This window comes from Oerskovia flava (assembly GCF_026163685.1).
Lineage (GTDB): Bacteria > Actinomycetota > Actinomycetes > Actinomycetales > Cellulomonadaceae > Oerskovia_A > Oerskovia_A flava.
Map to the genome: position 1 here is coordinate 1 of NZ_JAOXSR010000010.1, position 17,137 is coordinate 17,137.

Sequence of the window (17,137 nt, forward strand, 5' to 3'; positions counted from 1 at the left end):
GGTGGCGGCAATCCGGCCACGGATTGCCGCCACCGCCCCGCCCACAGCTCACGACGGAGGTGTCAGAGGCCGGGGAACCAGAGGGCGATCTCGCGGGCCGCGGACTCCGGGGAGTCCGAGCCGTGCACGAGGTTCTGCTGGACCCGCAGGCCCCAGTCGCGGCCGAGGTCACCACGGATCGTGCCGGGGGCGGCGGACGTGGGGTTGGTCGCGCCGGCCAACGACCGGAAACCCTCGATGACGCCCTGGCCCTCGGCGACGACGCCGAGCACCGGCCCCGAGAGCATGAAGTCGACGAGCGGGTCGTAGAAGGGCTTGCCCTCGTGCTCGGCGTAGTGCGCGGCGAGCAGCTCGGGGGTCGCGTCCATGAGCCGGACGGCGGCCAGGGTGTAGCCCTTGGCCTCCACGCGGCGCAGGATCTCGCCCGACAGGCCCCGGCGCACGCCGTCGGGCTTGACGACGATGAGGGTTCGTTCGATGGTCTCTTCGAGTGCGGGTGCTACGACGTCGGTCATGGCGCGCACTCTACCGGCACGAGCCTCGGCCCTCCCCGGACGCCCGGCGTCTCAGCCCACGTTCGGCGCGGTCTCCGGGTGCGAGCGGTCGTACTCCGCGCGCTCCCGGTCGATGCGGCCCCCGAGCCGGAGCGAGACGATCCACAGGACGACGAAGAGCCCACCGACGACGAACATCATCGGGACGACGATCCCGCTCGCCAGCACCGGCACCTGCACGATCGACCCGGCCAGGTAGCCGCCCGGGGCCGACACGGCGCGACTGAGCACGACCAGCACCAGCGCGAGCGTTCCGCCCGCGACCCAGATCGCGGTCGTCGACGGCACCCCGGCCCACCCGGCCCAGGCGTCCCGCGTTCCCGGGACCTGCCGCAGGCCGTACGCCACCAGCGTGGCGAAGAGGACGACGAACGCCTCGAGCAGCAGGGTGGTGGAGGCGAAGAGTGCCTTGGCCGGCTTCTTCCGCCTGATCCGCGGCGCGCGAGGACCGTCAGGCACGGCGGACGGGTCGGTCGTGGAGCTCACCGCTTCAGGATACCGGCGCTCCCTGGTCCTCGGAGTCGGCCAGCGCCTCGCCGCGCGCGACCATCCCGGCCTCGTTCGACAGCTTGACCTCCCGCAGGAACAGGGCGAGGACGAAGCCGACGACCACGAGCGGGACCAGGTACCAGAACGCGGGCGCCAGGGCATCGGCGAAGGCGTCGACGACGCCGGTGCGCAGCGGCTCGGGCAGCGCGTCCACGAGGGCGGGGGTCAGGCTCGTCGCCTCGGCACCGCCCGAGGCGCCCGCGCCCGGCGGCAGGACCTGCGAGAGGTTGTCCGTGAGCCTGCTGGTGAAGATCGTGCTGAACATCGCGACGCCGACCGCGGCGCCGATCTCGCGGAAGAAGTTGTTCGCGCTGGTGGCGGTCCCGATCTCGTGCGGGTCGACAGCGTTCTGCACCGCGAGCACGACCGTCTGCATGACCAGGCCCATGCCGGCACCGAGGACGAAGATCATCGTGCCGAACAGCACGAGAGACATCCCGCCGGTGATGGTCGTCAGCCAGACCAGGCCGCCGGCCGTGAGCGCGAGGCCGACCACGGGGAAGACCTTGTACCGGCCCGTCCTCGTGATCGCGATCCCCGAGCCGATCGCGGTGAGCATGACGCCGGCCATCATCGGCAGCAGCAGGAAGCCGGACTCCGTGACCCCCGCGCCGGTCGACATCTGCAGGAACGTGGGCAGGAACGCGAGCGCGGAGAACATCCCCATCCCGAGCACGAGCCCGATGAGCGTCGCGATCGTGAACGTCCGGTTCTTGAACAGCCGCAGCGGCAGCAGCGGCTCCTCGGCGCGGTTCTCGACGACGACGAACGCGGCGACCGACCCGACGGTCGCCAGGACGAGCGTGAGGAGCAGGGGGTCGGACCAGTCGTAGCCCTCACCGGGACGCAGCGACTCCCAGCTCGTCACGAGCACGATCCCGGAGGTCGCGAGGACCATGAAGAAGATCCCGGCGACGTCGACCTTGCGGTCCGAGCGCCGGCTGGGGAGCTTGAGCGTCTTCCAGGCGACCACGACGGCCGCGATCCCGATGGGGATGTTGATCCAGAACGCCCAGCGCCAGCCCGGGCCCTCGGTGAACCAGCCGCCGAGCAGCGGGCCGACGACGGCCGCGATCCCGAAGAGCGCGCCCATCGGGCCCATGTACTTGCCGCGCTCCCGCGCGGGCACGATGTCGGCGATGATCGCCTGCGACAGGATCATCAGGCCGCCGCCGCCCAGGCCCTGCACGAACCGCCACGCCACGAGCTCGCCGAAGGTCCCGGCGAAGCCCGCGCCGGCCGACGCCACCGTGAACAGCACGATCGCGACGAGGAACGGCCAGCGCCGGCCCCACATGTCGCCGAACTTGCCGTACAGCGGCATGACGATCGCGATCGCGAGGATGTACGCCGTGACGATCCAGCCCTGGTGGGCGACGCCGTCGAGCTCACCGACGATGGTCGGCATCGCGGTGCCCACGATCGACTGGTCGAGCGACGACAGGAACATCGAGGCCATGAGGGCGCCGAAGATCAGCCACACCGTCCGCTTCGTCAGGACGACGAGCGGCTGGTCGGCGGGCAGGGGTGGAGAGCCTGGAGGCAGAGCGGTGGTGGGCACGGGAGTCCTTCGATCAGGGCGAGGGGCGCCGCGTCGATGGGCGCGACGGTTCCGGGTGGTCGGGACGGAGGGAGGGGTCAGGACGAGCGACGGGCGATCGGCGTCACGGTGAGTGACCGGGCGGGGTGGCCAGCGCCCGGAGCTGCTGCACGACCGACGGGAGGTGGTCGACCGGCGAACCGACGTGGCCCGCGCGCTCCCACTCGTGGGCCGCGCCGCGCACGAGGGTCATGACCACGAACCCGAGCAGCTCGGCGGTCGGCTCGAACGGGTGCGCGGCCCGACGCGCGGCGAACAGCGCCTCGAGGTCGGCCCGGTGCCCTTCGATCCAGGACAGGTGCCGCACGAGCAGCCGCGGTTCGGCGTGCACCAGCTCAAGGGTCGCCGCCATGCGTTCGGGTGTCATGAACGGGCCGGACAGGAAGTGCGCGACGAGCACCTCGACGTCGGCGAGGAGGTCACCGCTCGGGCCGCCCGCGAGGAACGTCGCGGTGATCTCGGGGTCCACGTCGACCGGGCTGAGGCCGAGCACCGCGTCGTCCTTGGAGGCGAAGTAGTTGAAGAACGTCCGGGGAGACACCCCGACGCTCGCGCACACGTCCTCGACGGTCACCGCGTCCAGCCCGCGCTCCCGGACGAGCCGCTGGGCCTCGTCGACCAGCGCCTCCCGGCGCTCGCGCTTCTTGCGCTCGCGCAGCCCGGAGGCGGGCGGGGGCGACGGAGGCACGGTCGGGTCGGCGGGCGGCACATCAACTATTGTTGCACTGCCCGCAATATTTCATCTACTGCAAAGTTGTGTGTCGCGCCTCACGTGCCGCGCCTCACCCTCAGACCTCGCCGAAACCGCCGTCGATCGCCTCGACGACGGCGGCCAGCGCCTCGGACCCCTGCGGACCCTGCGCGGCGACGGTGAGCTCCTGACCGCCGGTGGCACCGAGCTTCATGAGCTCCAGGACGCTCGCCCCGTTGACGCCGTCGATCGTCACGGAGGCGTCGAAGCCGGCGATCATCCGGGCGAGCAGCGCCGCCGGGCGGGCGTGCAGCCCGAGCGGGTTGCGCAGCACGACCGTCCGCGACAGGTCTCCCGGCTCCGGCGCGAGGGCATCGCGCTCTTGCCCCGCCTGCTCGACCGCCGCGTCCAACGACGCGAACGTCCCCCCGGCATGCTCTGCGGACATCAGGACCTCCTCCAGCGAACCGCCACCGTGCGCCGTCACCGCTGCCGCGACCGCCCCCTCGACGAACGGGGCGTCGGCGAGGCGGACCCTGCCGTCCAGCTCGTCGTCGAGCTCGATCACCGACTCGACCGTCATCACCGCCGAACCGAGGTCGGCGATCACCACCACACCGTCGGCGTCGGCCGCAGCCTCGCCCACCGCGGCCGAGACGCGGTCGTAGCTCGTCCCCAGACCACCGTCGTCCCGCCCGCCGGCCGCGAGCAGCACGACCCCGGGCGCCATCTGGGCGGCGAGCTCGACAGCACCCTGCGCGAGACGCTCGGAGTGCGAGACGAGCACGAGCGCGATCCTGGCCCGCGCGCCCTGCCCGGCGGTGCCCGCCGGCCTGTGCACGGTGGCCTGCGACGACTCACTCATCGGGCGTCGCGGCGACCGGGTCGGCGGTCTCCACCGCGGCGAGCGCGGCTGCGAGGATCAACGCCGTGGACGTGGCGCCGGGGTCCTGGTGACCTGCGCTGCGCTCGCCCAGGTAGGACGCCCGGCCCTTGGTCGCGACGAGCGGGATCGTCGCTTCCGCCCCCTCCCGCGCTGCCGCGACGGCCGCGGCCAGGACCTGCGTGGTGCCCGCTCCCTGGCCGGCCGCGGCCTCCGCGGCGTCGACGGCGGGATGCCAGGCGTCCACCATCGTCTTCTCCCCCGGCGACGCCTTGCCGCGCGCGGTGATGCCCTCGAGCGCGCCCTCGAGCAGCGCGACCACACCGTGCGGGTCGAGCTCAGCGAGGCCCGTGACCTTCGCCGCGCGCAGGTACGCCGTCCCGTAGAGCGGCCCCGCCGCACCACCGACGGAGGACATGAGCGTCGTGGCGACCAGCTTGAGGACGTCGCCGATCTGCTCCGGCGGGTCGACGGTGTCGAGCTTCGCGAGCACGGCCTGGAACCCTCGGTTGAGGTTCTCGCCGTGGTCGCCGTCACCGATCTGACGGTCCAGCTCGGTCAGCTCAGCCTTGGACCGTGCGATCTCCTGCGCCGTCAAGCGCGTCCATCGCAGTGCCCACGCCACGTCCAACGTCATACCCCACCCTCTCCTCGCGCGGTGGACCCACCCTGGTCGGGCAGGTCGCCACGCACGGCCGACCGGCCGTCGGTCGGCCGGCCACGGACGTCACCATCGCAGAGCAGCGGTGTGCACCGGCGCGTCCCAGAGGGTCTCGAGCTCGTCGTCCAACCGCAGCACGGTGATCGACGCGCCCTGCATCTCCAGGGACGTCACGTAGTTGCCCACGAGCGACCGCGACACGACGACGCCGCGCTCCTCGAGGAGCGTCCTCGCTCGACGATAGACGACGTACAGCTCCGAGGAGGGCGTACCGCCCATTCCGTTAACGAACAGCAACACACGTTCGCCGGTCCCCAGGGAGAGGTCCTCGGCCACCGGGTCGAGGAGCATCTGGGTGATCTCGTCCGCGGTCGCGAGCGGGGCACGGTGGCGGCCGGGCTCCCCGTGGATGCCGATCCCGATCTCCACCTCGTCGTCCCCGAGGTCGAAGCTGGACTTGCCGACGTGCGGGACCGTGCAGGCCGTCAGCGCGACGCCCATGCTGCGGACGTTCGCCACGACCTTCCCGGCGATCTCGGTGACAGCACCCAGGTCGTCGCCGCGCTCGGCGGCCGCCCCGGCGATCTTCTCGACGGCGACCGTCCCCGCCACACCACGACGTCCGGCCGTGTAGAGGGAGTCCTCCACGGCGACGTCGTCGTTGACGAGGATGCTCGTGGCCTGCGACCCCTCGGCCTCGACGAGCTCGAGCGCGGTCTCGAAGTTCAGCACGTCGCCCGTGTAGTTCTTGACGATCGCGAGGACGCCGGCCCCCGAGTCGGCCGCCAGCAGCGCCGGCGCGATCTGGTCGGGCGTGGGTGAGGTGAACACCGCACCCGGCACCGCGGCGTCGAGCATCCCGACGCCGACGAAACCGGCGTGCAGGGGCTCGTGCCCGGATCCGCCGCCCGAGACCAGGCCGACCTTCCCGGGCACGGCGCCGCCGACGCGCGAGACGTAGTGCGGGGAGAGGTGGACCTGGACGAGGTCGGCGTGCGCGAGCCCGAAGCCCTCGAGGGTCTCGGTGACCGCGTCCTGCGGGTCGTTCAGCAGCTTCTTCACAGCGCATCCCTTCGTCGGACTGCCGCGCGCTCGTTCGCCCGGCCGGCGGCGTCCTCGGTGGCGCACCGGCGGGCACGGAACGCTGATGCCTCCATCAAACACCCCTGGCGGCGCGCGCGCACCGGTTCGCTCACACGTAGTAGGCGGCGAGCGGTGCGCCCGCGACGTCGTGCACCGCGATGTCCATGTCGTAGACCGCGTGGAGGGCCTCGGGCGTCATGATCTGCGCGGGCGTCCCCTGCACCACCACGGCACCGTCCCGCATCGCGACGACCCGGTCGGAGTACGCGGCGGCGAAGTTGATGTCGTGCAGGACGACCACGACGGTGCGCCCCAGCTCGTCGGCCGCCCGGCGCATCATCCGCATCATCTGGCGCGCGTGCTTCATGTCCAGGTTGTTGAGCGGCTCGTCGAGGAGGACGTACTCGGTGTCCTGGGCGAGGACCATCGCCACGTGGGCGCGCTGACGCTGACCGCCGGAGAGCTGGTCGAGGAACCTCCCGGCGAGGTCGGTGAGGCCGAGGTGCTCCAGCGCGGCGTCGACGTGCGCCTCGTCGGTGGTCGTCAGCCGCCCCCGCGAGTGCGGGTAGCGCCCGAACGCCACGAGGTCGCGCACCGTGAGCCGGACCGTGAGGTGGTTCTCCTGGCGCAGCACCGCGAGCCGGCGGGCGAGCACGTCACCGGGGGTGCTCGCCACGTCGTGGCCGTCCACGAGCACGCTGCCCGCGTCGGCCGGCAGGAGGCGCGCGACGATCGACAGGAGCGTCGACTTCCCGGCGCCGTTGGGCCCGATGATCGAGACGAGACCACCCGCCGGCAGGGTGAGCTCGACGTCGTCGACCACGACCGTGCGCCCGTAGCGCTTGGTGACGGACCGGACCTCGATCATCGGCCACGACCTCCGGCCACGAGCAGGGCGATGAACACGATGCCTCCCAGGAACTCGACGACGACGCTGAGGACGGTCCCCGCGTCGAGCAGGTGCTCGAGGACCGCCTGGCCACCCACCAGGACCACGACGGCCAGGAGCACGGCGACCGGCAGGGTCACCGCGTGCCGGTGGGAACCGGCCACCAGGTAGGCGAGGTTCGCCACGAGCAGGCCGAAGAAGGTGATGGGCCCCACCAGGGCCGTGGACACCGAGACGAGCAGCCCGACCGCGAGCAGGAGCGACAGGACCGCCCGCCGGTGGTCGACACCCAGCGCGACGGCGTGCGCGCGCCCCAGCAGCAGGACGTCCAGCTCGCGGCGCCTGCTCCACAACCAGGCGCACGTGACGGCCACGACGACGGCCGAGATCGCCAGGAGCTGCGGGTCGACCGCGCCGAAGCTCGCGAACAGTCGCGACTGGAGCACCGCGAACTCGTTCGGGTCGATGAGCCGCTGCACGAGGGCGGACAAGCTGCGGAAGAGCACGCCGAAGACCACACCGACCAGGACCAGCAGGTGCAGGCTGCGCCGTGCGCCCCCGAAGAGCCAGAAGAACAGGGCGGTGGACGCCCCGAGCATCACGACCACCTCGACACCGAACTGCAGCGGGACGGGGACCTGGTTCAGGGCGATCGAGCCGAGGCCGAGCACCGCGAGCGACTGGATGAGGACGAACAGGGCGTCGAAGCCCATGATCGACGGCGTGAGGATGCGGTTCTCCGTGAGGGTCTGGAAGACCACGGTGGAGACCGCCACGGCTGCGCCCACGACCGCCAGCGCCGCGAGGCGCCTCCCCCGGAAGGGCAGGACGAAGTCCCAGCTGCCGCGGGCCTCCAGCACGAGGTAGGCGGCGCACGCGCCGAGCGCGAGCAGCACGAGGCCGACGAGGACGAGCGTCGTGCGGCGCGACGGGGCGGCGCCGGTGCGGGCCTGTGGCGCGGCGGACGTCGCGGCGGTCGAGGTGAGCCCACGCACCGACGGGTCAGCCGACATCCGTGGACCTCCGCAGGAGCAGGTAGAGGAAGGCCGCGGCTCCGACGACCCCCATGACGACGCCGATGGGGACCTCGTACGGGTAGCGGACGACGCGCCCGACGACGTCGCACACGAGCACCAGGCCCGCGCCGAGGAGCGCGACCCACGGCAGCGAACGGCGCAGGTTGTCCCCCGCGAGCAGGCTGACGACGTTGGGCACGACGAGCCCGAGGAACGGCAGGGCGCCGACGACCACCACGACGATCGCGCTGGCCACCGACACGATCCCGAGGCCGAGGGCCATGACGGTCCGGTAGCTCAGCCCGAGGCCGGTCGCGACGTCGCGACCCATGCCGACCACGGTGAACCGGTCGGCGGTGACGTACACGACGAGCGTGAGCACGGCGACGGCCCACAGCAGCTCGTACCGGCCGGCCACGATGCCCGAGAAGTCGCCGGTCATCCAGCTCGACAGCGTCTGCAGGAGGTCGGCGCGGTAGGCGATGAAGGTGGACACCGCGCCGATGACGCCGGAGAGCATGAGCCCCAGCAGGGGGACGGTGACGACCGAGCGCACGGGGACCGACCGCAGCACGCCGAGGAACAGCAGGGTGCCGGCGAGCGCGGCGACGGCAGCGACGGCCAGCTTGCCGGGCAGCGCCATGCCCGGCGCGAGGAGGGTCACGACGAGCAGGCCGAGGCCGGCGGACTCGGTCGTGCCGATGGTCGAGGGCTCGACGAAGCGGTTCCGCACGAGCATCTGGATGACGACGCCGGTCACGGCCATGGTCGACCCCGCGAGGAGGATCGCGGCGGTGCGGGGCAGCCGCGAGAGCAGCAGGACGTCGCGCGCGGTGCCCTCGTCGGCGAGCAGCGAGCCGAGCCGGACGTCGCTGACGCCGACGAAGGTGCTGAGGACGGCGAGGACCGCGAGCAGGACGCACGTGGCGGTCAGCCAGAGGCGTCGTCGCCCGGCGCGCGGCGCCCGCGCAGGGGTCTGCGCGGGCGCCACGTCCTGCGTGGCGAGCGGTGGTGCGGTCGTCACGGTCGGCGAGGGGTGGGGTGCACGGGGGACGTGTGCCGGACGGCGGTCAGGAGGTCCCGAGCGCGCCGGCGACCTCGTCGGTCATCTGCTGCAGCGTCGGCAGCCCGCCGTTGACGATGTACCAGCTCACCGGGTCGACGTAGACGACCTGGCCGGACTCCCAGGCGGAGGTGCGGTGGATGATCTCGTTGTCGAGCACGGCCTCGGCGCTCTGCGTGCCCTCCCCCGTGGCGGCGTCGCGGTCGACGACGAACAGCCAGTCGGGGTCGACGTCCAGGACGAACTCGAACGAGACGGCCTCGCCGTGGGTGGCCTCCTCGACGTCCTCGACGGCCGGCGTGACGCCGAGGTCGTCGTGCAGGAACCCGAACCGGGAGCCGGGTCCGTAGGCGGTGATCTCGCCCGCCGAGGTCAGCAGGATGAGCGCGTTCCCTGCGTCCGGAGCCGCCGCGGCGACCTCCTCGATCGACGTGTCGAGCGTCGCGACCATGTCCGCGATCTCATCCTCCTTGTCGAAGATCTCCCCGAGGGTGCTCGCGCCCTCGACGACGCTCGTGCGGAAGTCGGTCCAGTCGTTGGAGAGGTCGATCGTCGGCGCGATCCGGCTCAGCTCGGGCAGGGCCTCGGACGAGCGCCCGGCGACGATGATGAGGTCCGGCTCGGCCGCGTTGACGACCTCGTAGTCGGGCTCGAAGAGGGTGCCGATGTCGAGGACGTCGTCGGCCGCGTAGTGGGCGTACTGCTCGGGCAGGTTGGACTTGGGCACACCCGCGACCTCGACGCCGAACGCGTCGAGCACCGTGAGCGACGCGATGTCGAACGTCAGCACCGTCTGGGGCTCGAGCGGCACCTCGGTGCTGCCCTGTGCGTGCTCGACCGTGATGGTCCGTGCGGCGGGCTGCTCGTCCGTCGTGCTCTCGGCGGACGACCCGCCGTCGGTCGCGCTGCCGCACGCGCCGGCGATCAGCGCGACGACGGCGATCGTCGTCGCGGTACGAAGGGTTCGTGCGGTGCTGGTCACGGAGGTCTCCCAGGTCCGGTCGACCCGAGATCGGTCGACTCGCGAATAAGCCTCCCCTAACCTAGGGAAGCCTTACCTTCCTCGCAAACCTCAGACCCCGAATGTGACGCGAACCTCACCCGCCGGGGCGCAGCAGCGCGCGGGCGTCGGCCGCCGTGATGACCGACCCCGTCACGAGGACCCCCGTGCCGGTGCCCACACCCACCGCGTCGTCCCGCTCGGCGAGGTCGACCGCGATCGCGAGCGCCTCGTCGAGCCGCTCCGCGCTGCGCACCCGGTCCTCGCCGAAGACCTCCGACGCGAGCTCGGCCAGGTCCGTGACGTCGGCGGAGCGCTCGGCGCTGTTGCGCGTGACGACGATCTCCGCGAGCACCGGCTCGAGCACCGTCAGCAGGTGCTCGGCGTCCTTGTCCGCCATAATCGCCACCACCCCGACGAGGCGGTGGAAGTCGAAGGCCTCGTCGAGCGCCGCGACGAGCGCGTGCGCCCCGGCGGGGTTGTGCGCCGCGTCGACCAGGACCGTCGGGCTGGAGCGCACCACCTCGAGACGACCGGGCGACGTCGCGTCCCCGAACGCCGCCTCGACGATCGGGCCCGCGAGCGCGCCGCCGCCGGTCAGGAGCGCCTCGGTCGCGGCGAGCGCGAGCAGCGCGTTGTGCGCCTGGTGCGCGCCGTGCAGCGGCAGGAAGATCTCCGTGTAGAGCCCGCCGGGGGTCCGCAGGTCGACCAGCTGTCCGCCGACCGCCACGCGCCGGGCGGCCACGGCGAGCTCCAGGCCCTCCCGCAGGACGCGGGCGCCCCGCGCGGCGCTGCGCTCGAGCACCACGGACTCGACCTCGGGCTCCTGCTCGGCGAGCACGACCGTCGCGCCGTCCTTGACGATCCCCGCCTTGACGGTCGCGATCTCGCCCAGCGTGTGGCCCAGCCAGCGCTCGTGGTCCATCGCCACCGGCGTGACGACCGCGACCTCGCCGTCCACGACGTTGGTGGAGTCCCACTCCCCGCCGAGGCCGACCTCGATGATCGCCACGTCGATCGGCGCGTCAGCGAACGTCGCGAACGCGAGGACCGTCAGCACCTCGAAGAAGCTCAGGCGGGACTGGCCGTCGGCGACGAGCTCGTCGTCGACGATCTGGACGTAGGGGTAGACGTCCTCCCACATCTCGAGGAACCGGCGGGCGCTGATCGGCTCGCCGTCGATCGCGATGCGCTCCGTGACGCTCTTCAGGTGCGGGCTCGTGAACAGGCCCGTGCGCAGACCGTGCTCGCGCACGAGCCGCTCGGTCATCCGCGCCGTGCTCGTCTTGCCGTTGGTCCCGGTGATGTGGATCGAGCGGAACGCGTGCTGCGGGTCGCCGAGGATGTCGACGACGCGGCGCACCCTGTCGAGCGTGGGCTCGATGTCGTGCTCGGGTGCGCGCGCCATGATGTGCGCGTACACGCGGGCGAGGTCCTCGGTGGCCTGCTCGTCCTCGGCGCGCTCGCGTGCGGACCGCTGCGGGTTCCCCGACGGGCTCATGCGCCGGCCCCGGTCGGCTCGGCCTGGGTGCGGTCGGTCACCGTGGACCGCTCGACGGACCGCTCGACCCGCACCGACCGCGCGTCGGTGGGCGACGTGTCGACCTCGACGTCCACCGCGAGCGTCTCGCGGGCGATGAGCTCGCGATGGGCCTCGACCGCCGCCGTCCACGGCGCCGGCACCGACAGCGACAGCGTGATGCGGTCCGAGACGTCCAGCCCGGCCGCCTTGCGCGCGTCCTGGACGTCGCGCACGACGTCGCGCGCGTAGCCCTCCGCGAGGAGCGCGTCCGTCAGGGCGAGGTCCAGCACGACGAACCCGCCCGTGGGCAGGACCGCCGCGGCGACGTCCTCGCCCCCGGCCCCGGCGCCGCCGTCGACCACCGTGGCGAGCTCGTACTCGCTGCCCAGCAGCGGCACGTCGCCGTCCGCGGTGCGCACCACGACGAACCCGTCCTCACCGGTGCGCCACGCGCCGGCCTTGGCGGCCTGGATGACCGCCTGCACACCGCGCCCGAGCCGTGGACCGGCCGCGCGCGCGTTCACGGTCAGTCGCTGCGCGACGCCGAACTCCTCCGCCGCGCCGGAGTCGAGGCCGACGACCTGGACCTCCTTGACGTTGAGCTCGCGCGCGAGCAGGTCCGTGTACGGGCCGAGCCCGTCGGGCTCGGCCACGACGACGGTCAGGCGCGCCAGCGGCTGGCGCACCCGCAGCGAACGGGCCTTGCGCAGGCCGTGCGCGAGCGAGCTCACCGTCCGCACCTGGTCCATCGCGGCGACCAGCGCGTCGTCGGCCACGAGGTAGGCACCCTCGGGACCCGCGACGTCCGGGAAGTCCTCGAGGTGCACCGAGCGACCGCCCGTCAGACCGCGCCACACCTCTTCCGTGAGCAGCGGGGCGAGGGGCGCCATGACCCGCGTCAGCACCTCGAGCGCGGTCCAGAGCGTGTTGAACGCGTCGGCGTCCTCGGCCCAGAAGCGGTCGCGCTGCGTGCGCACGTACCAGTTGGTGAGGATGTCGAGGTGCTCGCGCACGGCCTCGCACGCGCCCGGGACGTCGTACGCGTCGAGCTGGGCGGTGACCGTCACGACGAGGTCGTGCGTGCGCGCCAGCAGGTAGCGGTCGAGCGCCGGCAGCCCGGCGACCTCGTCGGCCGCCACGCGTCGCGCGGTGTACCCCGCGCCGTCGCCCACCGCACCCGCGTACAGCGTGAAGAAGTAGTACGTGCTCCACAGCGGCAGCAGCACCTGGCGGACCGCGTCGCGGATGCCGTCCTCGGTGACGACGAGGTTCCCGCCGCGCAGGATCGGCGAGCTCATGAGGAACCAGCGCATCGCGTCGGACCCGTCGCGGTCGAGGACCTCGTTGACGTCCGGGTAGTTGCGCAGCGACTTGCTCATCTTGCGCCCGTCGGAGCCGAGCACGATCCCGTGCGAGACCGCGCTGCGGAACGCGGGGCGGTCGAAGATCGCGGTGGCGAGGACGTGCAGCGTGTAGAACCACCCGCGCGTCTGGCCGATGTACTCGACGATGAAGTCGCCGGGGTGGTGCTGGGCGAACCAGTCGGCGTTCTCGAACGGGTAGTGCACCTGGGCGAACGGCATCGACCCCGAGTCGAACCACACGTCGAGGACGTCCGGGATGCGGCGCATGGTCGCCCGGCCCGTCGGGTCGTCCGGGTTGGGCCGCGTCAGCTCGTCGATGTACGGGCGGTGCAGGTCGGTCACCGGCACGCCGAAGTCGGCCTCGAGCTCGGCGATCGAGCCGTAGACGTCGGTGCGCGGGTAGGCGGGGTCGTCGCTCACCCACACCGGGATGGGCGTGCCCCAGTAGCGGTTGCGGGAGATCGACCAGTCACGGGCGCCGGCCAGCCACTTGCCGAACTGGCCCTGCTGGATGTGGTCCGGCGTCCACGCGATCTGCTCGTTGAGCTCGACCATGCGGTCGCGGAACTCGGTCACGCGCACGAACCAGCTCGAGACGGCCTTGTAGATGAGCGGGTTGCGGCACCGCCAGCAGTGCGGGTAGGAGTGCTGGTAGGTCTCGTGGCGCACCACCTGCGTGCGCAGGCGCTCGTCGACGCGCGCGAGCGGACCGGTCCCGCCCTTGAGGTCGCGGATGATGTGCGGGTTCGCGTCGAAGACCTGCTGACCGGCGTAGTCGCCGACCTCGACCGTGAAGCGACCGCGGGCGTCCACCGGCACGACGGGGACGATGCCCGCGGCGTCGCACACCGCCATGTCGTCCTCACCGAAGGCGGGTGCCAGGTGGACGACGCCCGTGCCGTCCTCGGTCGTGACGAAGTCCCCGGCGAGGACGACGTGCGCGTTCTCGCGACCGGCGAAGTAGTCGAACGGCGGTGTGTAGGTCAGGCCGACGAGGTCCGACCCGGCGAGCGTCGCCACGACGGTGGCGTCCTCCCCCAGCTCCTTCGCGTAGGCGCCCAGGCGCGCCGCGCCGAGCACGACCCGCTCGCCCGCGAGCGCCGACCCCGGCCCGGGCTGCACGACGACGTAGTCCACGTCCGGCCCGACGGCGACCGCCAGGTTCGACGGCAGCGTCCAGGGGGTGGTGGTCCACACGAGCAGGAGCGCCCCCGCGGCGGGCGAGCCCGCGCCGTCCGGCCCCTCGCCCGCAGGCCCGTCGCCGGCGAGGCGCAGGCCGACCGTGAGGGCGGGGTCCTGACGGGAGGCGTAGACGTCGTCGTCCATGCGCAGCTCGTGGTTGGACAGCGGCGTCTCGTCGCGCCAGCAGTAGGGCAGGACGCGGTAGCCCTCGTACGCCAGGCCCTTGTCGTACAGCTGCTTGAACGCCCAGACGACCGACTCCATGAAGGACACGTCGAGCGTCTTGTAGTCGTGCTCGAAGTCGACCCAGCGTGCCTGGCGGGTGACGTACTCGCGCCACTCGTCGGTGTAGCGCAGCACGGACTCGCGGCACGCCTTGTTGAACTCGGCGATCCCCATCGCCTCGATCTGCGACTTGTCGGTGATGCCGAGGATGCGCTCGGCCTCGAGCTCGGCCGGCAGCCCGTGCGTGTCCCACCCGAACCGGCGCTCGACGCGCTTGCCCCGCATCGTCATGTAGCGCGGGACGACGTCCTTGACGTAGCCGGTGAGCAGGTGGCCGTAGTGGGGCAGACCGTTGGCGAACGGCGGGCCGTCGTAGAAGACGAACTCGTTGCTGCCGTCCTCGCCCGCGGGTCGGGCCGCGACCGACGCGGCGAAGGTGTCGTCCTGCGCCCAGTAGGCGAGGACGTCGCGCTCCATCGCGGGCAGGTCCGGCGAGGCGGGGATCGCGGACGTGGTGCGGTCCGTGGGCGCGGTGGGGTCGGCGGAGGCACCCTGGGGTGCTCGGTGCAGCGGGTAAGCCATGGGTCGAGGCTCCATCGGTGTGGTGGTTCCGGTCCTGCGCATGCTGTGCGAGGACGACCACCTCCGGCCGGGCCGACGGTGAGCCGCGGTACCACCCCGCTTGCCGGTGCGTGCACCGACCGCTCGACACGGCTGTGACGGGCCTACCCGTCCGGTTCTACTGAGGCCGCGTGCGCGGACCCGTTCTTCCGGAGGCTCGCCGGTGATGGCCGGGTCGATGCCTGTGCCCCCATCGTAGCCGGAACGTCCGGCTGCCGACGAGCGCTTTCGTCGAGCGGCACGCAGGTCGCCGCCGTCGGCCGCGTCGGGGCGGGGCTAGCGGCGCCGGCGGGAGTAGGCGTCGATGTCCCGGGCGACGAGCCACTCGATCGTCAGGGGCGGGTTCGCCGCGCCCGCGACCCGGGCAGCGCCGGGTGCCGCAGGTGGGGCCGCGAGCCGGCGCGCGGGCTGCGCGGCGCCGGTGACGGAAGGCGCGCCGGCGGGGGTGGCGGGGGTCGCGGCCCGGGAGGAGCCGCGCACGAGGTGCGGGGTGAGCAATGCGGTCATGTCGTGTCCTGGTGTCGGTCGAGCTGCTGACGAGGGTTCCAGGGGTGCAGACCGGTCACGACGGGAGAAGTGATCGGTGACCTCCGCGCCCCCTACTGACGAGGGAGGGACGCGATGCTGCTCGCTGACACCAGGTCTCGCGCTGCGTGCGCGTCAGCGAGCCCTCAACAACAGCTGACGACGGCGCGGGCCGCGACGGTGCGGCGGAGCGCCGGGGGCACGACGGCAGACGAGCGCTCGCTCGCTGCGGGTGCTGCCCAGGACGTCACCCGCATACTGTGGCAGCGCGGGACGGCGCGACGCAAGCCGGCGACCCGCTCCCGTGGCGCTCGTCGGCCGCGTCAGGCGTGCGCCTGCGCCGGCAGCGCGTCGGCGAGGGAACGCCCCCAGGCCCGCGCGCGCTCCACCTCGCCCGGGGCCAGCGGGCCCTCGACGTCCGTGACGAAGAACGACGTGGGCCGGTCCACGAGGGTGCAGCCCCGGTGCCGCAGTGCCCGCGCCGCGGCCCGGGCGGCCGACCCGGGGACCCGGCGCACCACGGTCGCGCGGGTGTCGAACGTCGCGACCCGCTGCCCGTCGGGCAGCTCGGCCGACTCCACCCACTCCCGCAGACCGGTCGAGGGCGGTTCGGTGCCGGCCCGGGCGGCGGCGTCCGCCCGCGTCGACGGCCGGCTCATGCCGAACGCGTGTGTCGGCCCGCCCACGACCAGCAGGTCGGCCGGGCCCTCGCCCGGGGGCGCCCCGTCACTGAACGGTGCGCACCGCACGTCCAGGACCTCACCGATCCCGTCGGCGACGGACCGCGCGATCACGGCGGTGTTGCCGAAGGCGGACTCGTACAGCACGACGACGTCCATGATGGCCCCGCTCTCCTCACCCCCAGCACACCACGTCCCGCAGGCCGGCGGTAGGGCGGATGGTCCCGAGGGTCACACGCCCGTGCGGGCCACCTTGGTGTTGTGCGCCTGGGCGCGAGGCCGCACGACCATGAGGTCGACGTTGACGTGGGCCGGCCGGCTCAGCGTCCACCAGATCGCGTCGGCCACGTCCTCGGCCACCAGCGGCTGGTACCCGTCGTAGACCGCCGCCGCGCGGTCGGCGTCCCCGCCGAAGCGCACGAGGGAGAACTCCTCGGTCGCGACGTTGCCCGGCGAGATCTCGATGACCCGCACGGGCTCGCCCACGATCTCCCACCGCAGGGTCGTGGTGAGCATCCGCTCGGCGTGCTTGACGCCCGTGTACCCCGCGCCGCCCTCGTAGGCGCCGTGCGCGGCGGTCGACGTCACGTTGAGCACGTCTCCCCCGCCGGCCTCGCGCAGCAACGGCAGGACACCCTGCGTGACCCGGAGCGTGCCGAGGACGTTGAGCTCGTACATGTGCCGCCACCCGTCGACGTCCGCGGCCTCGACCGTGTCCAGGCCGAGCGCCCCGCCGGCGTTGTTGACGACCGCGTCCAGGCCGCCGGTCGCGCGCAGGTGCTCCACCAGGTGCTCGACCGCCGCGTCGTCGGTCACGTCGAGCGCGAACGCCTCGGCGCCGGTCTCCTCGGCGAGCGCCTCGAGACGGTCCTTGCGCCGCGCGGCGGCGACGACCCGCCACCCCTCGGCACGCAGCCGCCGCACCGTCGCCGCACCGATGCCCGACGACGCCCCCGTGACGAGCACCCGACGCGCAGCCGAGGACATGGCCGGGGACGTGACCGGCGAGGTGGCCGGTGAGGTGGCCGG

The 17,137-nt window shown here is 72.8% G+C and carries 16 protein-coding genes; all 16 read right to left on the reverse strand.

What is annotated here, in order from left to right:
- Positions 1 to 62: 62 nt before the first annotated feature.
- The 16 genes from ndk to OHL10_RS15135 all read right to left on the reverse strand — a co-directional run bounded on the left by ndk (position 63) and on the right by OHL10_RS15135 (position 17,095).
- A complete protein-coding gene (gene ndk, locus OHL10_RS15060; RefSeq protein WP_265523051.1) occupies positions 63 to 515 on the reverse strand; it encodes a nucleoside-diphosphate kinase in 453 nt (150 codons plus the stop codon).
- Between the two features lie 51 nt (positions 516 to 566).
- Complete coding sequence (locus tag OHL10_RS15065) at positions 567 to 1,040, reverse strand: DUF4233 domain-containing protein (RefSeq protein WP_322645573.1); 474 nt, start codon at positions 1,038 to 1,040, stop codon at positions 567 to 569.
- Between the two features lie 4 nt (positions 1,041 to 1,044).
- Positions 1,045 to 2,664: an MDR family MFS transporter gene (locus OHL10_RS15070; RefSeq protein ID WP_265523052.1), complete on the reverse strand. Its 1,620-nt coding sequence runs from the start codon at positions 2,662 to 2,664 to the stop codon at positions 1,045 to 1,047.
- A 103-nt stretch (positions 2,665 to 2,767) separates the two neighbouring features.
- The gene (locus tag OHL10_RS15075; RefSeq protein WP_265523053.1) at positions 2,768 to 3,412 is read right to left on the reverse strand and encodes a TetR/AcrR family transcriptional regulator; all 645 of its coding nucleotides are present in this window, start codon (positions 3,410 to 3,412) and stop codon (positions 2,768 to 2,770) included.
- Between the two features lie 79 nt (positions 3,413 to 3,491).
- Positions 3,492 to 4,259 (reverse strand): dihydroxyacetone kinase phosphoryl donor subunit DhaM, encoded by a 768-nt coding sequence (gene dhaM / locus OHL10_RS15080; protein ID WP_265523054.1) that lies wholly within the window; start codon positions 4,257 to 4,259, stop codon positions 3,492 to 3,494.
- The gene (gene dhaL, locus OHL10_RS15085; protein WP_265523055.1) at positions 4,252 to 4,914 is read right to left on the reverse strand and encodes a dihydroxyacetone kinase subunit DhaL; all 663 of its coding nucleotides are present in this window, start codon (positions 4,912 to 4,914) and stop codon (positions 4,252 to 4,254) included. The genes dhaM and dhaL overlap by 8 nt, the downstream gene beginning before the upstream one ends.
- Before the next feature lie 90 nt (positions 4,915 to 5,004).
- Positions 5,005 to 6,000, reverse strand: a complete 996-nt coding sequence (gene dhaK, locus OHL10_RS15090) for a dihydroxyacetone kinase subunit DhaK (RefSeq protein WP_265523056.1) — start codon at positions 5,998 to 6,000, stop codon at positions 5,005 to 5,007.
- 130 nt (positions 6,001 to 6,130) lie between these two features.
- Positions 6,131 to 6,889, reverse strand: a complete 759-nt coding sequence (locus tag OHL10_RS15095; protein ID WP_265523057.1) for an iron ABC transporter ATP-binding protein — start codon at positions 6,887 to 6,889, stop codon at positions 6,131 to 6,133.
- A complete protein-coding gene (locus OHL10_RS15100) occupies positions 6,886 to 7,923 on the reverse strand; it encodes an iron chelate uptake ABC transporter family permease subunit (RefSeq protein WP_265523058.1) in 1,038 nt (345 codons plus the stop codon). The genes OHL10_RS15095 and OHL10_RS15100 overlap by 4 nt, the downstream gene beginning before the upstream one ends.
- A complete protein-coding gene (locus OHL10_RS15105; protein ID WP_265523059.1) occupies positions 7,913 to 8,950 on the reverse strand; it encodes an ABC transporter permease in 1,038 nt (345 codons plus the stop codon). Before OHL10_RS15105 ends, OHL10_RS15100 begins: the two co-directional genes overlap by 11 nt.
- Positions 8,951 to 8,996: 46 nt before the next feature.
- On the reverse strand, positions 8,997 to 9,971 hold the full coding sequence (locus OHL10_RS15110; RefSeq protein WP_265523060.1) for a siderophore ABC transporter substrate-binding protein: 975 nt from the start codon (positions 9,969 to 9,971) through the stop codon (positions 8,997 to 8,999).
- Positions 9,972 to 10,086: 115 nt separating this feature from the next.
- On the reverse strand, positions 10,087 to 11,490 hold the full coding sequence (locus tag OHL10_RS15115) for a bifunctional folylpolyglutamate synthase/dihydrofolate synthase (RefSeq protein ID WP_265523061.1): 1,404 nt from the start codon (positions 11,488 to 11,490) through the stop codon (positions 10,087 to 10,089).
- On the reverse strand, positions 11,487 to 14,864 hold the full coding sequence (ileS, locus tag OHL10_RS15120) for an isoleucine--tRNA ligase (RefSeq protein ID WP_265523062.1): 3,378 nt from the start codon (positions 14,862 to 14,864) through the stop codon (positions 11,487 to 11,489). The genes OHL10_RS15115 and ileS overlap by 4 nt, the downstream gene beginning before the upstream one ends.
- 315 nt (positions 14,865 to 15,179) lie before the next feature.
- On the reverse strand, positions 15,180 to 15,410 hold the full coding sequence (locus OHL10_RS15125; protein WP_265523063.1) for a hypothetical protein: 231 nt from the start codon (positions 15,408 to 15,410) through the stop codon (positions 15,180 to 15,182).
- A 341-nt stretch (positions 15,411 to 15,751) separates the two neighbouring features.
- On the reverse strand, positions 15,752 to 16,267 hold the full coding sequence (locus tag OHL10_RS15130) for a flavodoxin/nitric oxide synthase (protein ID WP_265523064.1): 516 nt from the start codon (positions 16,265 to 16,267) through the stop codon (positions 15,752 to 15,754).
- Positions 16,268 to 16,339: 72 nt separating this feature from the next.
- The gene (locus OHL10_RS15135; protein ID WP_265523216.1) at positions 16,340 to 17,095 is read right to left on the reverse strand and encodes an SDR family oxidoreductase; all 756 of its coding nucleotides are present in this window, start codon (positions 17,093 to 17,095) and stop codon (positions 16,340 to 16,342) included.
- Positions 17,096 to 17,137 lie beyond the last annotated feature (42 nt).